Source organism: Kitasatospora sp. NPDC049285 (assembly GCF_040678815.1).
Taxonomy (GTDB): domain Bacteria; phylum Actinomycetota; class Actinomycetes; order Streptomycetales; family Streptomycetaceae; genus Kitasatospora.
In genome coordinates, this window is sequence record NZ_JBFAQR010000038.1 from 19,038 (window position 1) to 36,350 (window position 17,313).

General features: G+C 73.2%; 18 protein-coding genes. 8 read left to right on the forward strand and 10 right to left on the reverse strand.

What is annotated here, in order from left to right:
- Positions 1-6: 6 nt before the first annotated feature.
- Together AB0K51_RS22720 and AB0K51_RS22725 are read right to left on the reverse strand one after the other, a co-directional pair.
- Positions 7-339 (reverse strand): antibiotic biosynthesis monooxygenase, encoded by a 333-nt coding sequence (locus AB0K51_RS22720; protein WP_363458422.1) that lies wholly within the window; start codon positions 337-339, stop codon positions 7-9.
- A gap of 98 nt (positions 340-437) precedes the next feature.
- Positions 438-968, reverse strand: a complete 531-nt coding sequence (locus AB0K51_RS22725) for an anthrone oxygenase family protein (RefSeq protein ID WP_363458423.1) — start codon at positions 966-968, stop codon at positions 438-440.
- 138 nt (positions 969-1,106) lie between these two features.
- Between AB0K51_RS22725 and AB0K51_RS22730 the strand changes: the two genes are divergently transcribed.
- Both AB0K51_RS22730 and AB0K51_RS22735 read left to right on the forward strand, forming a co-directional pair.
- On the forward strand, positions 1,107-2,048 hold the full coding sequence (locus AB0K51_RS22730) for an AraC family transcriptional regulator (protein ID WP_363458425.1): 942 nt from the start codon (positions 1,107-1,109) through the stop codon (positions 2,046-2,048).
- A gap of 349 nt (positions 2,049-2,397) precedes the next feature.
- Entirely contained in the window at positions 2,398-3,762 is a 1,365-nt protein-coding gene (locus tag AB0K51_RS22735; protein ID WP_363458427.1) for a peptidoglycan-binding protein, read from the forward strand.
- 73 nt (positions 3,763-3,835) lie between these two features.
- Here the strand turns inward: AB0K51_RS22735 and AB0K51_RS22740 are convergent, their stop codons facing one another.
- The 3 genes from AB0K51_RS22740 to AB0K51_RS22750 all read right to left on the reverse strand — a co-directional run bounded on the left by AB0K51_RS22740 (position 3,836) and on the right by AB0K51_RS22750 (position 7,019).
- Entirely contained in the window at positions 3,836-4,423 is a 588-nt protein-coding gene (locus AB0K51_RS22740) for a TMEM165/GDT1 family protein (RefSeq protein WP_363458429.1), read from the reverse strand.
- Between the two features lie 241 nt (positions 4,424-4,664).
- Positions 4,665-5,429 (reverse strand): ABC transporter permease, encoded by a 765-nt coding sequence (locus AB0K51_RS22745; RefSeq protein WP_363458431.1) that lies wholly within the window; start codon positions 5,427-5,429, stop codon positions 4,665-4,667.
- Between the two features lie 21 nt (positions 5,430-5,450).
- Positions 5,451-7,019, reverse strand: coding sequence for a phospholipid carrier-dependent glycosyltransferase (locus tag AB0K51_RS22750; protein WP_363458501.1), 1,569 nt, complete (start codon positions 7,017-7,019; stop codon positions 5,451-5,453).
- A gap of 168 nt (positions 7,020-7,187) precedes the next feature.
- Here AB0K51_RS22750 and AB0K51_RS22755 point away from each other — a divergent pair, with 168 nt between their 5' ends.
- Positions 7,188-8,243, forward strand: coding sequence for a MerR family transcriptional regulator (locus tag AB0K51_RS22755; RefSeq protein WP_363458432.1), 1,056 nt, complete (start codon positions 7,188-7,190; stop codon positions 8,241-8,243).
- 58 nt (positions 8,244-8,301) lie between these two features.
- Here AB0K51_RS22755 and AB0K51_RS22760 read toward each other — a convergent pair whose 3' ends face one another.
- Positions 8,302-9,576 (reverse strand): MFS transporter, encoded by a 1,275-nt coding sequence (locus AB0K51_RS22760; RefSeq protein WP_363458434.1) that lies wholly within the window; start codon positions 9,574-9,576, stop codon positions 8,302-8,304.
- A gap of 142 nt (positions 9,577-9,718) precedes the next feature.
- Between AB0K51_RS22760 and AB0K51_RS22765 the strand changes: the two genes are divergently transcribed.
- Positions 9,719-10,279 carry a MarR family transcriptional regulator gene (locus AB0K51_RS22765; RefSeq protein ID WP_363458436.1) on the forward strand — a complete coding sequence of 187 codons (561 nt, stop codon included), beginning with the start codon at positions 9,719-9,721 and terminating at the stop codon, positions 10,277-10,279.
- Positions 10,280-10,370: 91 nt separating this feature from the next.
- Here the strand turns inward: AB0K51_RS22765 and AB0K51_RS22770 are convergent, their stop codons facing one another.
- The 3 genes from AB0K51_RS22770 to AB0K51_RS22780 form a co-directional block, all read right to left on the reverse strand.
- A complete protein-coding gene (locus AB0K51_RS22770; RefSeq protein WP_363458438.1) occupies positions 10,371-12,185 on the reverse strand; it encodes a glycosyl hydrolase family 18 protein in 1,815 nt (604 codons plus the stop codon).
- A gap of 268 nt (positions 12,186-12,453) precedes the next feature.
- A complete protein-coding gene (locus AB0K51_RS22775) occupies positions 12,454-12,984 on the reverse strand; it encodes a hypothetical protein (RefSeq protein ID WP_363458440.1) in 531 nt (176 codons plus the stop codon).
- A gap of 34 nt (positions 12,985-13,018) precedes the next feature.
- Positions 13,019-13,582, reverse strand: coding sequence for a DoxX family protein (locus AB0K51_RS22780; protein WP_363458442.1), 564 nt, complete (start codon positions 13,580-13,582; stop codon positions 13,019-13,021).
- A 112-nt stretch (positions 13,583-13,694) separates the two neighbouring features.
- Between AB0K51_RS22780 and AB0K51_RS22785 the strand changes: the two genes are divergently transcribed.
- On the forward strand, positions 13,695-14,012 hold the full coding sequence (locus AB0K51_RS22785; RefSeq protein ID WP_363458444.1) for a barstar family protein: 318 nt from the start codon (positions 13,695-13,697) through the stop codon (positions 14,010-14,012).
- Positions 14,013-14,029: 17 nt separating this feature from the next.
- Entirely contained in the window at positions 14,030-14,656 is a 627-nt protein-coding gene (locus AB0K51_RS22790; protein WP_363458446.1) for a MarC family protein, read from the forward strand.
- Positions 14,657-14,662: 6 nt separating this feature from the next.
- On the opposite strand, the gene AB0K51_RS22795 is transcribed toward AB0K51_RS22790, so the two are convergent.
- Complete coding sequence (locus AB0K51_RS22795) at positions 14,663-15,097, reverse strand: Lrp/AsnC family transcriptional regulator (protein ID WP_363458448.1); 435 nt, start codon at positions 15,095-15,097, stop codon at positions 14,663-14,665.
- A 161-nt stretch (positions 15,098-15,258) separates the two neighbouring features.
- On the opposite strand from AB0K51_RS22795, the gene AB0K51_RS22800 reads away from it, so the two are divergent.
- Entirely contained in the window at positions 15,259-16,086 is an 828-nt protein-coding gene (locus AB0K51_RS22800) for a tryptophan 2,3-dioxygenase family protein (RefSeq protein ID WP_363458450.1), read from the forward strand.
- A complete protein-coding gene (gene kynU, locus AB0K51_RS22805) occupies positions 16,083-17,312 on the forward strand; it encodes a kynureninase (RefSeq protein WP_363458452.1) in 1,230 nt (409 codons plus the stop codon). The genes AB0K51_RS22800 and kynU overlap by 4 nt, the downstream gene beginning before the upstream one ends.
- Position 17,313 lies beyond the last annotated feature (1 nt).

Here is a 17,313-nt window from a genome sequence, read left to right on the forward strand (position 1 = left end):
GGACCGTCAGCCCTGCTTCGGGCCGGTCGACTGGACCACCTCGAAGGACCACAGCGTGGAGTCGCTGGCCGCCGGACGCTTCGGCGCCTCGCCGCCCTCGGGCGCGGGCCGGTGCGCGGACTGCATCGGGCCGGACATCCAGGCCTGGAACGCGTCCTCGCTGGCCCAGCGGGTGTACACCAGGTACTGGTCGGTGCCCTCGACCGGTCGCAGCAGCTCGAACCACTCGAAGCCGTCGGAGTTCTCCACCGCCCCGGCGCGAGAGGCGAAACGCTGCTCCAGCGTCTCGCGCATCTCCGCCGGAACCGTCAGCACGTTGATCTTCACCACGCTGGCCATCGGGGGGCCGCCTCTCGTCGTCGGACACTCGGTCACTGCTCCGGTAGCAGTCTGCTACACCTCACGCCCGCCGCACTGCTCCCGTCCTGCGGTGCCGGTCAGACGGCCGAGCTGCGCCCGGCCACCACCAGCGCCCACGTCAGGCACCCGAACGCGGCCGTCGAGGCGACCGCCCGGACCACGTTCCAACGCACCCACACGTCCTCGAACGCCGCCCGCACCGCCGCCGGGTCGGCCAGCCGGTCGGGTGCGCCGGCCGCTGCCAACTTGTCGTTGAGCGGGACGTTCACCGTCCCGGTGATCACCAGCATCACCAGGTACAGCACCGCCGCCGCGCCGATCCACGGCAGCGCCGTCCGGTCGCCGCCGCGCCACTGCAGGATCCCGGCGAGCACGATCAGCACCAGCGCGCCGAGGAAGGTCAGCATGAACCACCCGTTCAGGATGGCCACGTTGATCCGCTGCATGGTGTCGACGAACGCCCGGTCCTCGACCTTCGCCAGACCCGGCATCACCGAGCAGGCGTAGGAGTAGAAGAGTCCCGCGCTCAGTCCGGTCGTGAGCACCGCCCCGACCAGCGCCACCGTTCGAAGAACCGCTATGCCCCGTGCCCCCGTTCGCATCTCCATGACACCCAGTCAACTCGCGCCGGCCGTCACGAGCCATGGCCGAGGCGCTCGTTGCCATGCGCGAGCGTCCAGATCGGACGGACCGTCAGCCCGGAACCGGGCTGCGGACCGGAAGTCGACGGCCGTACGCTGACCGCCATGGACGCCCTCGCCGCACTGCTCACCGGCCCGCGCGCCCAGGGGGCGTTCCTGCTGCGGTCGGTGTTCGATCCGCCGTGGTCGGTGCGGATCGCGGACCGCGCGCCGCTCACCCTGCTCACCATGGTCCGCGGCGACGGCTGGATCGTCCCGGACGACACGCCGCCCGTCCCGCTGCGCACCGGCGACCTGGCGATCGTCCGCGGCCCCGAGCCGTACACCGTCGCCGACCGTCCGGACACCGCGCCGCTGGTGGTGGTGCACCCCGGGCAGGTCTCCACCACGCCGGACGGCGAGGGCATGTGCGAGACGCTCGACCAGGGCGTGCGCACCTGGGGCAGCGCGCCGGACGCCTCGACGGTGCTGATCAGCGGCACCTACCAGCTGCACGGCGAGGTCAGCGGACGGCTGCTGCGCGCCCTCCCGCAGGTGCTGCGGCTGCCCGCCGCGGAGTGGGACTCGCCGCTGGTCCCGCTGCTGGAGGCCGAGATCGGCCACGACCGGCCCGGGCAGGAGGTGGTCCTGGACCGGCTGCTCGACCTGCTGCTGATCTCCGCCCTGCGCGGCCACTTCGCCCGCGACGCCGCCCACGCACCCGTCTGGTACCGGGCCCACGGCGACCCGGTGGTCGGCCCCGCGCTCTCCCTGCTGCACGCCGACCCCGCCCGCGCCTGGACGGTCCACGGACTCGCCGCCGAGGTCGGCGTCTCCCGGGCCGCACTGGCCCGCCGCTTCACCGACCTGGTCGGCGAACCCCCGATGTCCTACCTCACCGACTGGCGCCTCGCCCACGCCGCCGACCTCCTCACCGAACCCGACGCCACCCTCGACGCCGTCGCCCGCCGGGTCGGCTACGGCAGCGGCTTCGCCCTCAGCGCCGCCTTCAAACGCGTCCGCGGCATCAGCCCCCACCATCACCGCACCGGGACCGCGCCGCTCTAGGGCCTGTCTTCACACTCCCGTCTGCCCCACGCCGCCTGGCACGCACTCTCGCCGCACCGGGCGAAAGCCCAAGTACACCCAGTACGAGGGCTTCCGCGCGGCACGCCGAGAGCACGCACCAGACGACGCGGGGCTGCGACGGCAGTGTGAAGACAGGCCCTAGCGCACGCCCCGCCCGGTGCGTGGGCCGTCCCCCGCACCGTCAACTGAGCATTCACCCACCGTTCATACCGTCCAATTGCCCATCAAATCGGACAACAGCCCCGCGCCGACCCGGGCATCCCTGTTGCCCCAAGGATTGCTCCTGCATAATCACCCCGTTCGATTCCGACCCGAGGAGGACCGGCCCATGCCGGCAGAGCGCTGCCCCCGCTGCGGCACGGCACGGACGGCCGGCCGCTGCGCGTGCGGCGCGCCCTCCGCCACCGAGCAGACCGCGCTCCTGCCCCCGCTGGACGGCGGCCCGCCGCTGGTCCGCCCGTACGTGGCCGTCACGCCGGTGGTGGAGGCCGCGGACTCGTCCGTCGACCCGTTCGCGACCCGGATCGCCCCTGCGGTGCACCCGATCACCGCCCCGCCGGTCCAGCCGATCGTCGCCGCGCCGCAGGCGCCCTCGCGCCCGCCGGTGCAACCGCTCGTCAACTCGCCCGCGCCACAGGCACCGGCCCCGCCCGTCCAGCAGGTCCCGCCCCGGCCGATGGCTCCGCCGCCCCCGCCGGCGCAGCCGCCGGCCGTGCCGCAGGCCGCCTCGCCATTCGGCCCGCCGCCCGCGCAGTCGGCGCCGGCCGCCGCGGAGACCCAGCTGCTGCCGCCGGTCTCGGGCCGGTTCGTGCCGACCCCGCCGCCCGAGGCGCCGACCCAGCTGGCTCTCGGCCGGGTGACGCCGACTCAGCTCCCTCCGCAGTTCTCGCCCCAGGTCCCGCCGCAGTTCCCGGCCCAGGTGTCGCCGCAGGCCGGCCCGCCGCCGCTCGAGGTGCAGCCGCCGGGCGCCGCCGAGGCGACCCAGCTGATCACGCTCGACGGGGCCGAGGAGTGGTCCGCGCAACGCGGCGAGGACCTCGGCATGTTCACCTTCCGGGACGAGAGCGCCACCGCGGCGCTCAGCCGTTCCGAGCGCCGCGAGTTGCGCCAGCAGAGCGCCGACCGCAGACGCCTGGTGATCGCCGGCGGCGCGGTCGGCCTGGCCGCGCTCGGCGCCAGCCTGGCGATGCTGCTGTCGTCCTCCCCCGCGCCGGTCGACAACGCGCTGCCCGCCCCGACCGGGCCCGCGCCGACCTCGCCCGCGGACCCCTCGCCCTCCCAGGCGCCGTCCAGCGAGAGCGCCGCCTCCCCGTCGGCGTCGTCGGCCTCCCCGTCGCGCACCTCGGCCCGCCCCACCCAGGCGACCACCAAGGCGGCCGCCCCGCCGGCGCAGACCAGCGCCGCGCCGCCGTCCTCGGCCGCACCGTCCTCGGCCGCACCGAGCAGCTCGGCCCCGCCGGCCGTCCTGAAGCGCGGCGACAGCGGCCCCGAGGTGGTCAAGATGCAGCGCCTGCTGATGGCGGCGTACTGCAACAACATCGGCCCGCTCGACTCCGAGCCGAACTTCGGCTACTGGACCGAGAGCACGCTGGCCAGGTTCCAGCGCTCGCACAAGATCAAGGGCGAGGACAACGTGTACGGCCCGAACACCCGCATCGCCCTGGAGGCCGCGGCCGCCAACCCGGACTGCTGACGGTCCGTCACCCGCGCACGCATGCGGAAGGCCGGCCGGGAGTTCCCGACCGGCCTTCGCCGTACGGCACCCGTCAGCCGGTGATCGCCTTGAACAGGCTGAACGCGGCCAGGCAGGCCATCGCCAGCGCGGCGACCCGCACGATCACCTTCATCGGCACGTGCTGCAGCAGCTTCTGCCCGCCGACGATGGCGACGCCGCCGACCGCGCACAGCGCCAGCCACGCGCCGAGGCCGACCGCCAGCGGATCGGCGTACTTGGCGGCCAGGTTGGCGGTCATGATCTGGGTGAGGTCGCCGAACTCGGCGACCGCGACGATGACGAAGCTGGTGCCCGCCACCTTGCGGAAGGTGTTGTCGGCGGGCTCCTTGCCCTCGTGGCCGTCGTCCTCCTCGTCCTTGTGCCAGAGCAGCATCGCCGCGCCGACCAGGAAGAGCACGCCGGTGACGCCCTCCACCCAGCGCTGCGGCAGCTGCGCGAGCAGGCTGCCGGCCACCAGGGCGAGGGCGACCTGCAGGGCGAAGGCCGCGGCGATGCCGACGAACACGTAGGAGGCCCGGTACTTGGTGCCGAGGACGAGGCTGGCCAGGGCGGTCTTGTCGGGTAGTTCGGCGAGGAAGATGATGCCGAACGTCAGCGCGGCGATGGTCAGGCTGTTCATCGGGGGCGAAGGTCTCTCGGTCTCGGGCCGCCTGGCCGTGAGCCACCTCTGCAGGGGACGCCTCGGCCCGACAGCACTGGTTCATGGTCACAGCACTGCGGCCGAAGGTCTCGCCGACACCCCGTGAGGTGCCCCGGGCGCCGGGCACGTCCGCGGGGGACGGGCCAGTATGTCGACGGTCCGGTGGAGGGCTACTCCCCTTCAACGACGCCCAGCCTACCGGACGGCCCGTCCGCCCCGGTCACCCGCCCAGCCGTCCCCGTCCGACCAGTTCCAGCACCACGGTGACCGCCACCGCCTCCACCGCCAGCAGCGCGACCAGCACGAACAGTTGCACCGCCCCGGCCTGCACCGGCGTGGCCCCGCCGAGCAGCATGCCGACGAACGCCCCGGGCAGCGTGACCAGGCCCACGGTGCGGGTCTGGTCGAGGGCCGGGACCAGTGAGGTGGCGGCGGCGGTGCGGCAGATCTCCAGCCGGGCGTCGCGGTCCTCGAAGCCCAGCGCCAGCGCGGCCTCCACCTCGCCGCGCCGGACCCGCAGTTCGTCCAGGGCCCGGCGCCCGGCCAGCGAGGTCGCGGTGAGCGCCCCGCCGATCAGGATGCCCGCGACCGGGATCACGCTCAGCCCGTGCGGCGGCAGCAGCCCGGTGGCCGCCAGCAGGAGCAGCACCGGCGCCACCCCGGCGGCGATCGGCGCCGCCGCCCACGCCCACTCCCAGCGGCCCGCGCCGGGGCTGCCCTCCAGCACCCGCCGTCCGGCGGTGCGCACCGCCACCGCGAACATCAGCAGCACGAACAGCACCGACGTCCACAGCGAGCGCACCACGCAGGCGATCACCAGCGCGACCACCGCGAGCTGCACCGCCGCCCGCACCCCGGCCCGCAGCACCGCCCGCCCGTGGCCCAGCCCGCCGCGTCCGGCCACCAGCGCGGCCGCCGCCAGCAGCACCGCACAGGCCACCCCGAGCGCCGGCGTCACCGGCAGCAGTTGTCCGCCACCACTCACCGCGTACCCCCTCACGGTCCGTCAGATCCAGCTGGTGAACCACATCCGGGCACGCCACTCGGACATCGGGATCACCTCCGCCGTGTACAGGGGATAGAAGAACGCGAAACAGCCGACGATGGCCAGCACGATCAGTCCCGCCCCCGCGGCCCCCCAGGCCCGGCGGCGCGGCGGGCAGCCGTCCGGTCCGAGCATCGCCCCCAGCATCTGGGTGACCGCCAGACACAGGAACGGCACCAACAGCACCATGTAGAAGGAGAAGATGGTCCGCTGCTGGTACTGGAACCAGGGCAGGTAGATCCCGGCCACCGCGGCGAGCACCGCACCCGACCGCCAGTCGCGGCGGAAGAACCACCGGTACAGCACGTACGCCAGCGCGAAGCAGGACGCCCACCACAGCAGCGGCGTGCCCAGCGCCAGGATCTGGCTCGCGCACCCCTCCCTGGAGGTGCAGCCGCGCTGCCCGTCCGGCACCTGCTCCCAGTACATCGAGACCGGCCGGCCCTGGACGAGCCAGCTCCACGGGTTGGACTGGTAGGTGTGCGGGGACGACAGGCCGGTGTTGAAGTCGTACATCTGCGCGTGGAAGTGCCACAGGCTGCGCAGCGGCGCGGGCACCCAGCTCATCGACACCTGCGGCAGCGGGACGTCCACCACGGGGGTGCGCGGCGGGGACAGCCCGGCCCGGCCGTCCGCCCAGTGCCGGTCGTAGCCGCCGCCGGTCGCGAGCCAGCCGCTCCACGAGGCGGCGTAGACCACCAGGGCGCTGCCCACCATGGACAGCGCGGCGGGCCACAGGTCACGGCGCAGCGTCGACCGCCACGAGCGGTACGCCCCGGCGGCGCGCCGCCCCGCCCGGTCCCACAGCAGGGTCAGCACCGTGAACACCGCGAGGATCTGCAACCCGTTCCACTTCACCGCGCAGGCCGCCCCCAGCAGCACGCCCGCCGACAGCCGCCACGGCCGCAGGCCCAGCCGTACCTGGTCGGCCGCCGCTCCACCCTCCGCGCGGGCGGCCCGCAGCACCGCGCGGGCGTGGTCCCGGTCGATCAGCAGGCATCCGAACGCGGCCAGCACGAAGAACGCCGACACCCCGTCCAGCAGCCCGACCCGGCTCATCACGAACTGCAGGCCGTCGACGCTCAGCAGCAGCGCAGCCACGCACCCCAGCAGCGTCGAGCGCAGCAGCCGCCGTCCGATCCGCGCCAGCATCAGCACGCTCAGGCCGCCCAGCACCGCGACCACGATCCGCCAGCCGAACGGGTGCAGTCCCCAGAGCTGCTCGCCGATCCCGATCACCCACTTGCCCAGCGGCGGGTGCGCCACGAACGCCGGCGCCTGGCTGAGCGGGATGATCTGCGGCACGCCCAGGATCAGCTGGTTGGCGTTGTCCGGCCAGACCGACTCGTACCCCTGCTCCCACAGCGACCAGGCGTCCTTCGGGTAGTACGTCTCGTCGAACACGAACGCGTTCGGGTACGGCAGGTCCCACAGCCGCAGCACCGCCGCGAACACCGCCACCCCGACGGGCCCCCACCACCGCCAGCGGTCCCGCGCCCCGACCACCTGCGCGGCCCGCCCCGCCACCACCCGATCGACGACCGCCTGCGCCAATACCCTCGCCACCCACGAATTGACGGAATGTCCGATATATCCGCATCCTATCGGCGCACCGCCGGGGGTCCGGGGAACTGCCCGTGTCCCTGCCCGCCGCTACCGTTTGACCCTCGACCAGGTCGAGGGGCCAGGGTCAGGGACGTGGAGAGCACCATGCACAGCATCGGCGAGACGGCCCGGGCCAGTGGGCTGGGCGTGAGCGCGCTGCGGTTCTACGACGGCGCGGGCGTGTTCGTCCCGGCCCGCACCGATCCGGTGACCGGCTACCGCTGGTACGCGCCGGAGCAGCTGCCGCAGGCCCGCCTGCTGGGCCGGCTGCGCCGGGTCGGCCTGCCGCTGGCCGGCCTCGCCCGGGTCCTGCACGGGAGTCGGGAGGAGGCCCGGGCCGAGCTGGACGCGCACCTGCGGCGGCTGGAGGACGGCCTCGCCGATGCCCGCCGGGAGCTCTCCGCGGTCCGCGACCTGCTCGACTCGAGGGAGTCCCCCATGCCCCAGACCCTGCTGACCGTCCCGGCGGCCAAGCTCGCCGCCGCCCTGGACGCCGTACGCTTCGCCGCTCCCGCGGACACCGCGCTGCCCGCCGTCGCCGGCATCTACCTCGACGCCGAGGGCGACACCGTCCGCCTGGTCGCCACCGACCGCTACCGGCTCGCGGTCGCCGAGTGCCCGGCCACCCTCGACGGCCCGGCCGTCGGCGCGCTGCTGCCGACCGCCCTGACGGACGCCGCCCGCGCCCTGCTGAACGACGCCGAGGACGCCGAACTCCTGGTCACCGAGCGGCAGTTCACCATCCGAGCGGCCGGCCGCGAACTGACCGGCGAGCGCCTCGACCACGACTTCCCGGACTACCGCCGCCTGCTGCGCCTGGAGCCCACCCACCGCCTCACCCTGACCGCCGACCAGCTGCACGCCCAGCTCGCCGCCGCCGAAGCCGCTGCCGGAGGCTCCACCGGCACCCGCTCGGCCGACGACGCCGACCACCCGGTCACCACGCTCACCGCGACCGGCGCCGACGCCCTCCCCGGCGTCGCCTCCCCCGCCGACCTGCTGGTCCACGTCAACCGGGACTTCCTCCTGGAGGCCGTCGGCCGGGCCGACCAGCTCGTCCTCGAACTCGGCGGCCCGATCGCCCCGCTCGCCATCCGCTTCCCCACCCGGGAGGACACCTTCTCCCTGCTGATGCCCATCGCCCGCTGACCCCGCGAACGCCGAAGGGCCCGCCCGATCGGGCGGGCCCTTCGCACGGCGGTGTGCCTCAGGCCGCCGTGCGCAGCTCGGCCATCTCGCGCTGCGGAACGGACAGCACCCGCACGTTGTCCTGAGCGGGCGTCAGGTGGCCACGCAGGCGCATCGCCAGGGCGACGATCAGCAGCGTGCACAGCGCCATCGCGGCGAGGTACAGCGGCCAGGTGCCGGAGCCGACCAGCAGGACGCCGACCGCGGGGCCGACCGCGACGGCGATCTGCTTCACCAGCGCGTAGCCGGAGTTGTAGGTGCCGAGCAGGCGCGCGGGGGCCAGGTCGGCGACGATCGGGCCCATGGTCGGGGCGAGCAGCGACTCGCCGACGCCGAACAGGGCGTAGATCGCGACGACGGCCACGGTCGCGGCGGCGGCCTCGGAGCGGATCAGCCCGGCCAGCAGGGCCATCGCCCAGGCGGCCAGCCAGACCACGCCGGCGGCGGCCATCGCGGTGGTGCGGCGGCGGCGCTCGGTGATCCGGACGACGAACATCTGCAGCAGCACGATGGTCAGCGCGTTGGCGCCGATCGCGATGCCGAGGGTGGACGGCGCGGTGCCGACGGTGTCGGTGGCGAAGGCCGCGACGCCGGACTCGAACTGCCCGTAGCAGGTGAAGAAGATCAGCCCGGCGAGCAGGCACAGCCGCAGCATCGCCTTGTCGGCGACCAGCGCGCGCAGGCCGCCGCCCTTGCCGGACGCCCCGGGCCCGCCGGCCTCGACCACCGCGGCGGGTATCCGTGCGGTGCCGGTGACGGCGGCCAGGCCGAGGAAGGTGAGCGCCTCGATGGTGAACAGCCGGGTCAGGCTGGCCGGGTCCGCGACGTCGACGATCTGCCCGCCGACCAGCGCGCCGATGCCCATGCCCAGGTTGACCAGGGTGAACTGCAGGGCGAAGGCGCGCGAGCGCTCGGTCCGGCCGGTGCAGCGGACGATCATCGTGGCGAGCGCGGGCTGGCAGGTGGTGACGCCCGCGCCGAACAGGAAGGAGGAGACCAGCAGGGCCGGTGTGGACTGCGCCTGCCCGAACGCGAACGCCCCGGTGGCGGCCATCGCCGCACCGGCCAGCAGCACCGGCCTCGGCCCGTACCGGTCGATGCCGCGGCCGGTGAACGGCAGCACGGCGAGCGCGGCCAGCGCGAACACGGTGAACACCGCGCCGGCCGCGGCGGTGCCGAGGCCCCGCACCTGGTCCACGTACACGAACATGTACGGCATGGTGAAGCCGCTGCCGAACGCGCTGAGCGCGTTGCCGATCTGGACGCGACGCAGTCGGCCGCCCCACTCCTTCACTTGGCACCCCTCTGGGAAGACTCCGAAGCCGGACCGGTGGGCCCTGGCTTTACCCCGTAAGATTTCAGACCTAAAGTCTAAGGGTTGGAACCTTAACGCGTCAAAGGCTTAACAACTGCACGATGCGTGGAAGAATGACGGTATGAGCGCACGCAGAGCGGAGCCCGCCCCCGCGCCGGAACTCGGCATCGCCGAGCAGGTGGCCGTCTACCAGCGGGAATTCCCCACCGTGGACCCCCAGGTGGAGACCATCGTCTCCACCCTCTCCCGGCTCGCCCGGCGGATGAACGTGGCGTACAGCCGGCAGCTGGCCACCCTCGGCATCACCTCCGCCGAGTGGGAGGTGCTCAAGGCCCTGGTGATCTCCGGCCAGCCGTACCAGCTGGGCCCGGGCGAGCTGGCCAAGCGGCTCGGCCTGACCCCGGCGGCGATGACCCACCGGATCGACCGGATGGTGACCGAGGGCCTGGTCACCCGGGAGCGCGACGAGGCCAACCGGGTGCGGGTGATCATCGAGCTGACGCCCGAGGGCCGCGACAAGTGGCTCGAACTGATGCGGATGGCGGCCGTCTTCGAGGCCGAGCTGCTGCAGGACATCGCCCCGGAGCTCCGCCCGGAGCTGTCCGCGATGCTCACCCGGATGCTGCGCCGCATCGAGGAGACCCAGCCGGACGCCCTCGGCCGCACCGCCGACCTGGACTGACGGCGCGTCGGAACGCCGACGAGGGGCGCGGGGAGATCACTCTCCCCGCGCCCCTCGCTGCGTTCAGCGGATCAGGCGCTCCGACTCAGGGTCAGCAGGCGCCGTTGTCCGCCCAGACGCCCCACTGGCCGCTCAGGGTCGGGTCCTCGTTCAGGGTCCACCACTTGTTGGTGTAGTAGTGGCCCTTCCAGGAGACCTTGGTCGCCGTGGCGTAGGTGGTGGTGGCGCTCCAGCTCGGCGCACCGGAGCAGGTGCCGGTCGAGGCCGAGGCGGACGGGCTGGCCGACTGCGAGGCGGACGCGGACGGGCTGGCCGACTGCGAAGCCGAGGCGGAGGGCGACGGGCTGGTCGACTGCGAGGCCGAGGCCGACGGGCTGGCCGACTGGGTCGGGGCCGGGCAGGACGCGGCGGAGCCGTTGGTCGCGGTCACCATCTTGTCGAACAGGCCGGTCTGGGTGCCCAGGTCGTACATCGAGAAGGCGAAGGAGCCGCCGAGGCCGTTGCAGTGCGCGTAGTCCAGCTTGGCCTGGATCGACTGGGCGTTCTCGCCGCTCCAGAAGGTGGTGCCGTCGTAGAAGTACGCGGCCTTCGCGGCGTCGTCCCAGTAGGTGTAGGCCGGGTTGTCGACGAAGCCGTTGAGCTCCTTGAACATCCGGATGCCGTTGACGTTGCCGGACATGGCGGCGCCGGTGGCCGGGCCGGTCGCGGTCTGGAACAGGCCGTGGTTGGCGCCGGCGGTGACGCCGGTCCAGCCGCGGTAGTAGAACGGGATGCCGACGTTGATCTTCTTCGCCGGGAAGCCGCCGGGGATGCCGTACTGCGGGTCACCCACGGTGTAGGCCTTGATGGCGCTGTCCACCGAGTACTTGCCGTTGCCGCCCGGAACCGGGGTCATCGGGTCGTTCGGGTTGTTGTAGATCGGCGCCTGGTGGTTGGTCGGGCCCTGGGCCTCCCAACCGCCGTGCATGTCGTAGGTCATGATGTCCAGGAACGTCAGGTACTGGCCGATCTTGTCGGTCTCGACGTTCTTGATCTTGTCCTGGCCGGCGCCGACCGCGGCCGTCAGGCCGTAGGTCTTGCTGTCCGCGGTGCCCTGGGTGTTGAGCTGGCTGCGGAACTCGGCGAGCAGCGCGGTGAAGTTCTGCTTGTCGGCCGCGGCCGCGTGGTTGCCGGTGTGGCCGCCGCCGCCCGGGTACTCCCAGTCCAGGTCGAAGCCGTCGAAGATGCCGGCCGCGGTGCCCGCGCCGCCGTAGCCGCCCTGGGAGGGCAGGTTGCCCTTGAGGAACATGTCGACGCAGGACGACACGAACTTCTTGCGGGAGGCGTCGTTGGCCGCGACGTCGGAGAAGTACTTCGAGTAGGTCCAGCCGCCGATGGAGAGCAGGACCTTCAGGTTCGGGTTCTTCGCCTTCAGCTTCTTGAGCTGGTTGAAGTTGCCGACGATCGGCTGGTTCCAGGTGTCCGCGACGCCGTCCACCGAGGTGTTGGTGTCGAAGGTCTTCTGGTAGTCGGCGAAGGAGTCGCCCGCACCGTCGCCCGCGTTCGGGTCGTCCTCGTTCTGCGACGCGGCCTTGTTGGCCTCGAAACAGGTCAGGTTGGTGGGGTCGATGTTCGCGAAGTCGTAGATCAGGTAGTCGAGCTTGGACGCCGCGCCGGTGTCGTTCAGCGTCTTCAGGTAGTAGGCGTTGCTGTAGATCGACCACTGGTCGAAGTAGGCGACCTTGATGCCGCCGCTGGTCGCCGGGGCGCCGGTGGAGTTGGTCGCGGCGGCCTGGGCGGTGGCACCGCCGGTCAGCGCGAGGGCACCGCCGAGCAGCAGCGAGGCCGCGGTGCCGGCCGCGAGGGCCGCCACACTCTTCGGCCGGCGCCGCGAGCGCGGCTGCTGGGTGGGAACGGAACGAAGCATGGCTGCGTGACTCCTGGTTGTGGGGGTCCTGCCGGGCCCGGGTTGCGCTCCGTGCGAGGTGGGGTCGCACAGCCAGGGGCATGACAGGGGAATCGAGCGTTGGCCTGCACAAATGCCAGGTACAGATATGCCGAACCGGCGCCGGTGGTATGGACCACCGGCGCCGGCCCAGGGGCTCCCTGCACCTGCCAAGTAAAATGGACTAGACCAACTCGACCGTCAAGAGCGGGATCTGACGCTTACGCCACGCTTAAGGTTCGGTGTCCGCTCAGTACCGCACGGCGTTCGCCACCACTGGCGTCACCGTGCCGGTCAGGGTGCGGTTGCTCCGCGCCGTGGCCTGCGCAGTCGCCCCGACGGCGGTCTCCGGCACGGTCACCACGGCGGCGTCGAGCAGGTTTCCGGACGCGTCGTCGAAGTTGACCTGAATCGTGTACTTGCCGGGCTGGGTCCCGTGGTTCACCACCGTCACCGGCACGGTCACCTTGCCGTCGGAGTCGGTGGCCGGGCTGCCCAGGGTGACGTCGGTCTTGGCGTCCAGTCCGCCCTTCACGCCCGCCAGGGCCGAGGAGGCACCGGCCAGCGCGGAGGACGCCGCCCCGGTCAGCGCCGAGGAGGCGGCGGAGGCCAGCCCGCTGGCGGCCGAGTTCGCCGCCGAGCCGATCGCCGACTGGGCGCTCTGCAGCACCGAGGAGACCGCGGGGGACGGCGAGCCGTCCGAGGAGCACCCGGTCACCGCCGCGCCGCCCAACAGCACGGCCGCCGCCCCGGTGGCGGCGGCCCGCATCGATCGCTTCATCGCTGTCTTCCGTTCGTTTCGGTGTGTCCGGCGCTCAGGAGAGCCCGGAGCCCATCTCGCGCGCCGCGTCGTCCGCGGCCCGCGCCTCCCGGCGGCGCACCTCGTCCTGCCGGCGGGTCACCACCGAGGCGGCGCCCAGCGCGCTCGCCGCGAACGCCAGCACGCCCAGCCACGGGCGGTCGAAGGCGTGGCCGAGCGCGTGGTCCAGCGAGTAGCGGCCGGCCCCGGCGATGCCCAGGGCCAGGCCGCAGGCGCCGATCAGCGCCGGGTACTCGTAGCCGCCGCCGTGGGCGAAGAAGCCGGCCGGGGCGTGCACCGAGATGGCGCCCGCCATCGTCCCGGCGACGATCGAGCCCGCCGCCGGGGTGGCCAGGCCCAGCGCGAGCATCGCCCCGCCGCCGGCCTCGCCGAGGCCCGCGGCCAGGGCGCTCTGCCGGCCCGGCTGGAAGCCCATGTGCTCCATCGCCTGGGCGGTGCCCTCCAGGCCACCGCCGCCGAACCAGCCGAACAGCTTCTGCGTGCCGTGCGCGAACAGGACGCCGCCGACGGCGCCGCGCAACGCCAGCAGCCCGAGATCCTTGCGGTGCAGACAGGTCATGGTGTGGCCCCCGTAGGGAGAGAAGACAAGTAGGGTCCATCCCAACGCGCCCGCCGCCGCCGCTCGACCCGGCGAAGCCATCCGGGCGACCCGCGCACTCGCAGGGAGAGCGATGCCCACCGCAGCCGAGCCGCCCGAGTACCGCCTGCACGGCGAGCGCGTCGCCGACGAACCCGCCTTCTGGACCGAGCTCGGCCGCGCCGTCGGCGCCCCCGACGGCTACTACGGCCGCAACCTGGACGCCCTCGCCGACTGCCTGCGCGGCGGCTTCGGCCCCGAGCCGCCGTTCACCCTGGTCTGGCAGCGGGCCGAGGCCTCCGCCCGGGCGCTCGCCCGCCGGGTGGCCGACCCAGAGGGCGGCGAGACTTCGTACTTCGACGCGATTCTCGACGTGCTGCGCCAGGGTGGCGTCACCGTCCGGCTGCGCTGACGACCCATCATGGGCGCATGCCGGCGATCAACCTGAGCACCGTCTTCATCACCTTCTTCGCCGTGGTCGGCCCGCCCAAGGTGCTGCTGGCCTTCGCCCACGTCAGCCAGACCCGGACCATCGCCGAACTGCGCAAGCTCACCCTGGTCAGCTCGTTCATCGCGGCCCTGGTCGGCATCGTGATGACCTACACCGCGGACTTCGTCACCGCGCTGTTCCACGTCTCCGACCAGTCGCTGCAGATCGCCGGCGGAGTGATCTTCTTCATCTACGCGGTGGCGCTGGTGCTCGGCATCCACCTCGGCGGCGGCGCCGACGAGGGGCACCTGGCCAACCCGCTGGCGGACGGCATCCGGGAACTGCTGCTGCCCTTCGTGGCCAGCCCGCTGGCGATCACCGCACTGCTCGTCGAGTCGCTCAACCACGACACCTTCGAGTGGCACTCCGCGGTCGCCGCGATGTACGTCTCGGTGATCGCCCTGGACTGCGCCGCCGTGCTGCTGCTCGCCCCGCTGCTCAAGTGGAGCCGCCGCACCTCCCTGGAGGTGATCTCCCGGCTGCTCGGCCTGCTGCTCGCGGCGGTCGGCGTCGAGCTGGTGCTGTACGGGCTGGAGGGCCTGGGCGTGCCCTTCGCCGAGCACTGACGCCGGTCAGGAGGCCGCGATCGGCCGCCACGGCACCGGGCTGGAGAGGATCATCGAACTGGTCGGCTGCCCGTAGCCGCCGAGCCGGTCGGTGAGGCGCTCGAAGGCCGCCATGTCGGGCACCCCGACCAGCAGCACGCAGCAGGCGCCGCCGGTGACCCGGTGCAGCTGGAACACCTCCGGCCAGGACGCCACCGCGGGGTCGCGCAGCACGCAGCGCACCCCGTAGCACTGCACCGTCACCAGCGCCATCACCGCGGCGCCGGCCTTCGCCGGGTCCAGGTGGGCGTGGTACCCGGTGATCACCCCGTCCGCCTCCAGCCGGCGCACCCGCTCGGCCACCGCCGGGGCGGACAGGTTTACCCGGCGGGAGAGCTCGTTGTAGGACAGGCGGGCGTCCGCCTGGAGTTCGGCGAGCAGCAGGCGGTCCACCGCGTCCATCGGGCGTCCTTTGCGTTCATGAGGCGAATGGGCCTGGGGAGCTTGCGATCGGCAACCCGGTTGGCCCATCGGGGGTCCGTCGCCCATTCAAGACCAGCCGGTAGCGCCGCACAATGGTGGCGCCGGCCGCACCCTGGCCGCACCGATCAGGAGGAGCCCGCATGAACGGGGAAGCCCACCGGCCGAATCTCTCGTTCCGGCCCGCGCACGAACCCGGCGGGGCCACCCCGTACGCCCGGTACGTCCGGCTCGCCGAGCTGCACGCCCTGCAGCAGCCGCGCAGCAAGGAACCCGCCGAGTACACCTTCATCGTCGCCACCCAGGTGATGGAGCTGCTCTTCGACCTGCTGCACCGCGAGTGGACGGGCGCCCAGCAGGCGCTGCGCGAGGACGACCTGACCGGCACGCTGGCCGCGCTGCGCCGCGGCGCGTACGTCCAGGACGTGCTGACCGAGTCCTGGGACCTGCTGGCCACCATGACGCCGGCCGAGTTCAACTCCTTCCGCCCGGTGCTCGGCGAGGCGTCCGGGTTCCAGTCCTCGGCGTTCCTGCGGCTGGAGTTCCTGCTCGGCAACAAGAGCGAGGGCCTGCTGCGGATGTACCAGGACTCCCCCGCCGAGTACGACGAGCTGTCCGCCGCGCTGCGCGCCCCCAGCCTGTACGACGACGCGCTGGCCTTCCTCGGCCGCCGCGGGCTGCCGATATCCGGGCAGCCGGAGCAGGGCCGCCACCGGCACGACCCGGCGGTCGAGTCCGCCTGGCTGGCCGTCTACGCCGACCCCGAACTCGCCGACCTGGCGCGGCTCGGCGAGGCCCTGCTGGACACCGCCGAGCGGGTCACCCGCTGGCGCCAGCGGCACTACGCCGCGGTGAAGCGCACCATGGGCGCCAAGCCCGGCACCGGCGGCTCCTCCGGCCTCAACTGGCTGAAGCAGGCCGCCGACCAGGACGTCTTCCCGGAACTGTGGACCGTCAGGAACGAACTGTGACCCCCACCCGCGAGGAGTGCGCGGCGCTCGACGCCGCCGACCCGCTGCACCCGCTGCGCGCCGAGTTCACGCTGCCCGAGGGCGTGCTCTACCTGGACGGCAACTCGCTCGGCGCGCTGCCCCGCCGCACCCCCGGCCACCTCGCCGAGGTGGTCGCCGAGGAGTGGGGCCGCGGCCTGATCCGCAGCTGGAACGAGGCCGGCTGGTTCGAGCAGCCCGGCCGGCTCGGCGACCGGATCGGCGCCCACCTGCTCGGCGCCGCCGCCGGGCAGACCGTGGTCTGCGACTCCACCTCGGTCAACCTGTTCAAGGTGCTCGGCGCGGCGCTGCGGCTGCGCCCCGGCCGCCCCGCCGTCCTGGCCGAACGGCACGCCTTCCCCACCGACCTGTACATCACCGACGGCGTCGCCGAGCTGTACCCCGGCACCCGCCCGGTGCTGCTGGACTCCGCCGCCGACCTGGACGCCGCGCTCGGCCCGGACACCGCCGTGGTGCTGCTCTCGCACGTCGACTACCGCACCGGCGAACTCCTCGACATGGCGGCGATCACCGAACGCGTCCACCGCGCGGGCGCCCTGATGGTCTGGGACCTGTGCCACACCGCCGGCGCGCTGCCGATCGAACTCGACGCGTCGGGCGTCGACTTCGCGGTCGGCTGCGGCTACAAGTACCTCAACGGCGGCCCCGGCGCGCCCGCCTTCCTGTACGCCGCGCACCGCCACCACGCCGAGGCCCGCCAGCCGCTCACCGGCTGGTTCGGCCACGCCCGGCAGTTCGACTTCGAGCCCGGCTACCGCCCCGCCGAGGGCATCACCCGCTTCCTCACCGGCACCCCGCCGATCCTCGGCCTGGCCGCCCTGGAGTCCTCCCTCGACGTGTGGGAGAAGGCCGAGATCACCGCGGTCCGGACGAAGAGCCTGGAACTCACCGCGCTCTTCACGGACCTGGTCGAACCGCTCGGCCTGGACGTCGTGACGCCCCGTCAGCCGGAACTCCGCGGCAGCCAGGTGGCCCTGCGCCACCCCGACGGCTTCGCCGTGGTCCAGGCGCTGATCGCCCGCGGCGTGATCGGCGACTTCCGCGCCCCCGACCTGATGCGCTTCGGCTTCACCCCGCTCTACCTCAGCCGGGTCGACGTCTTCGACGCCGCCGAGGCGTTGCGCGAGGTGCTCACGAGCGAGGAGTGGCGCGAGGGGCGCTTCGCCCGCCGCGGCGCGGTCACCTGAC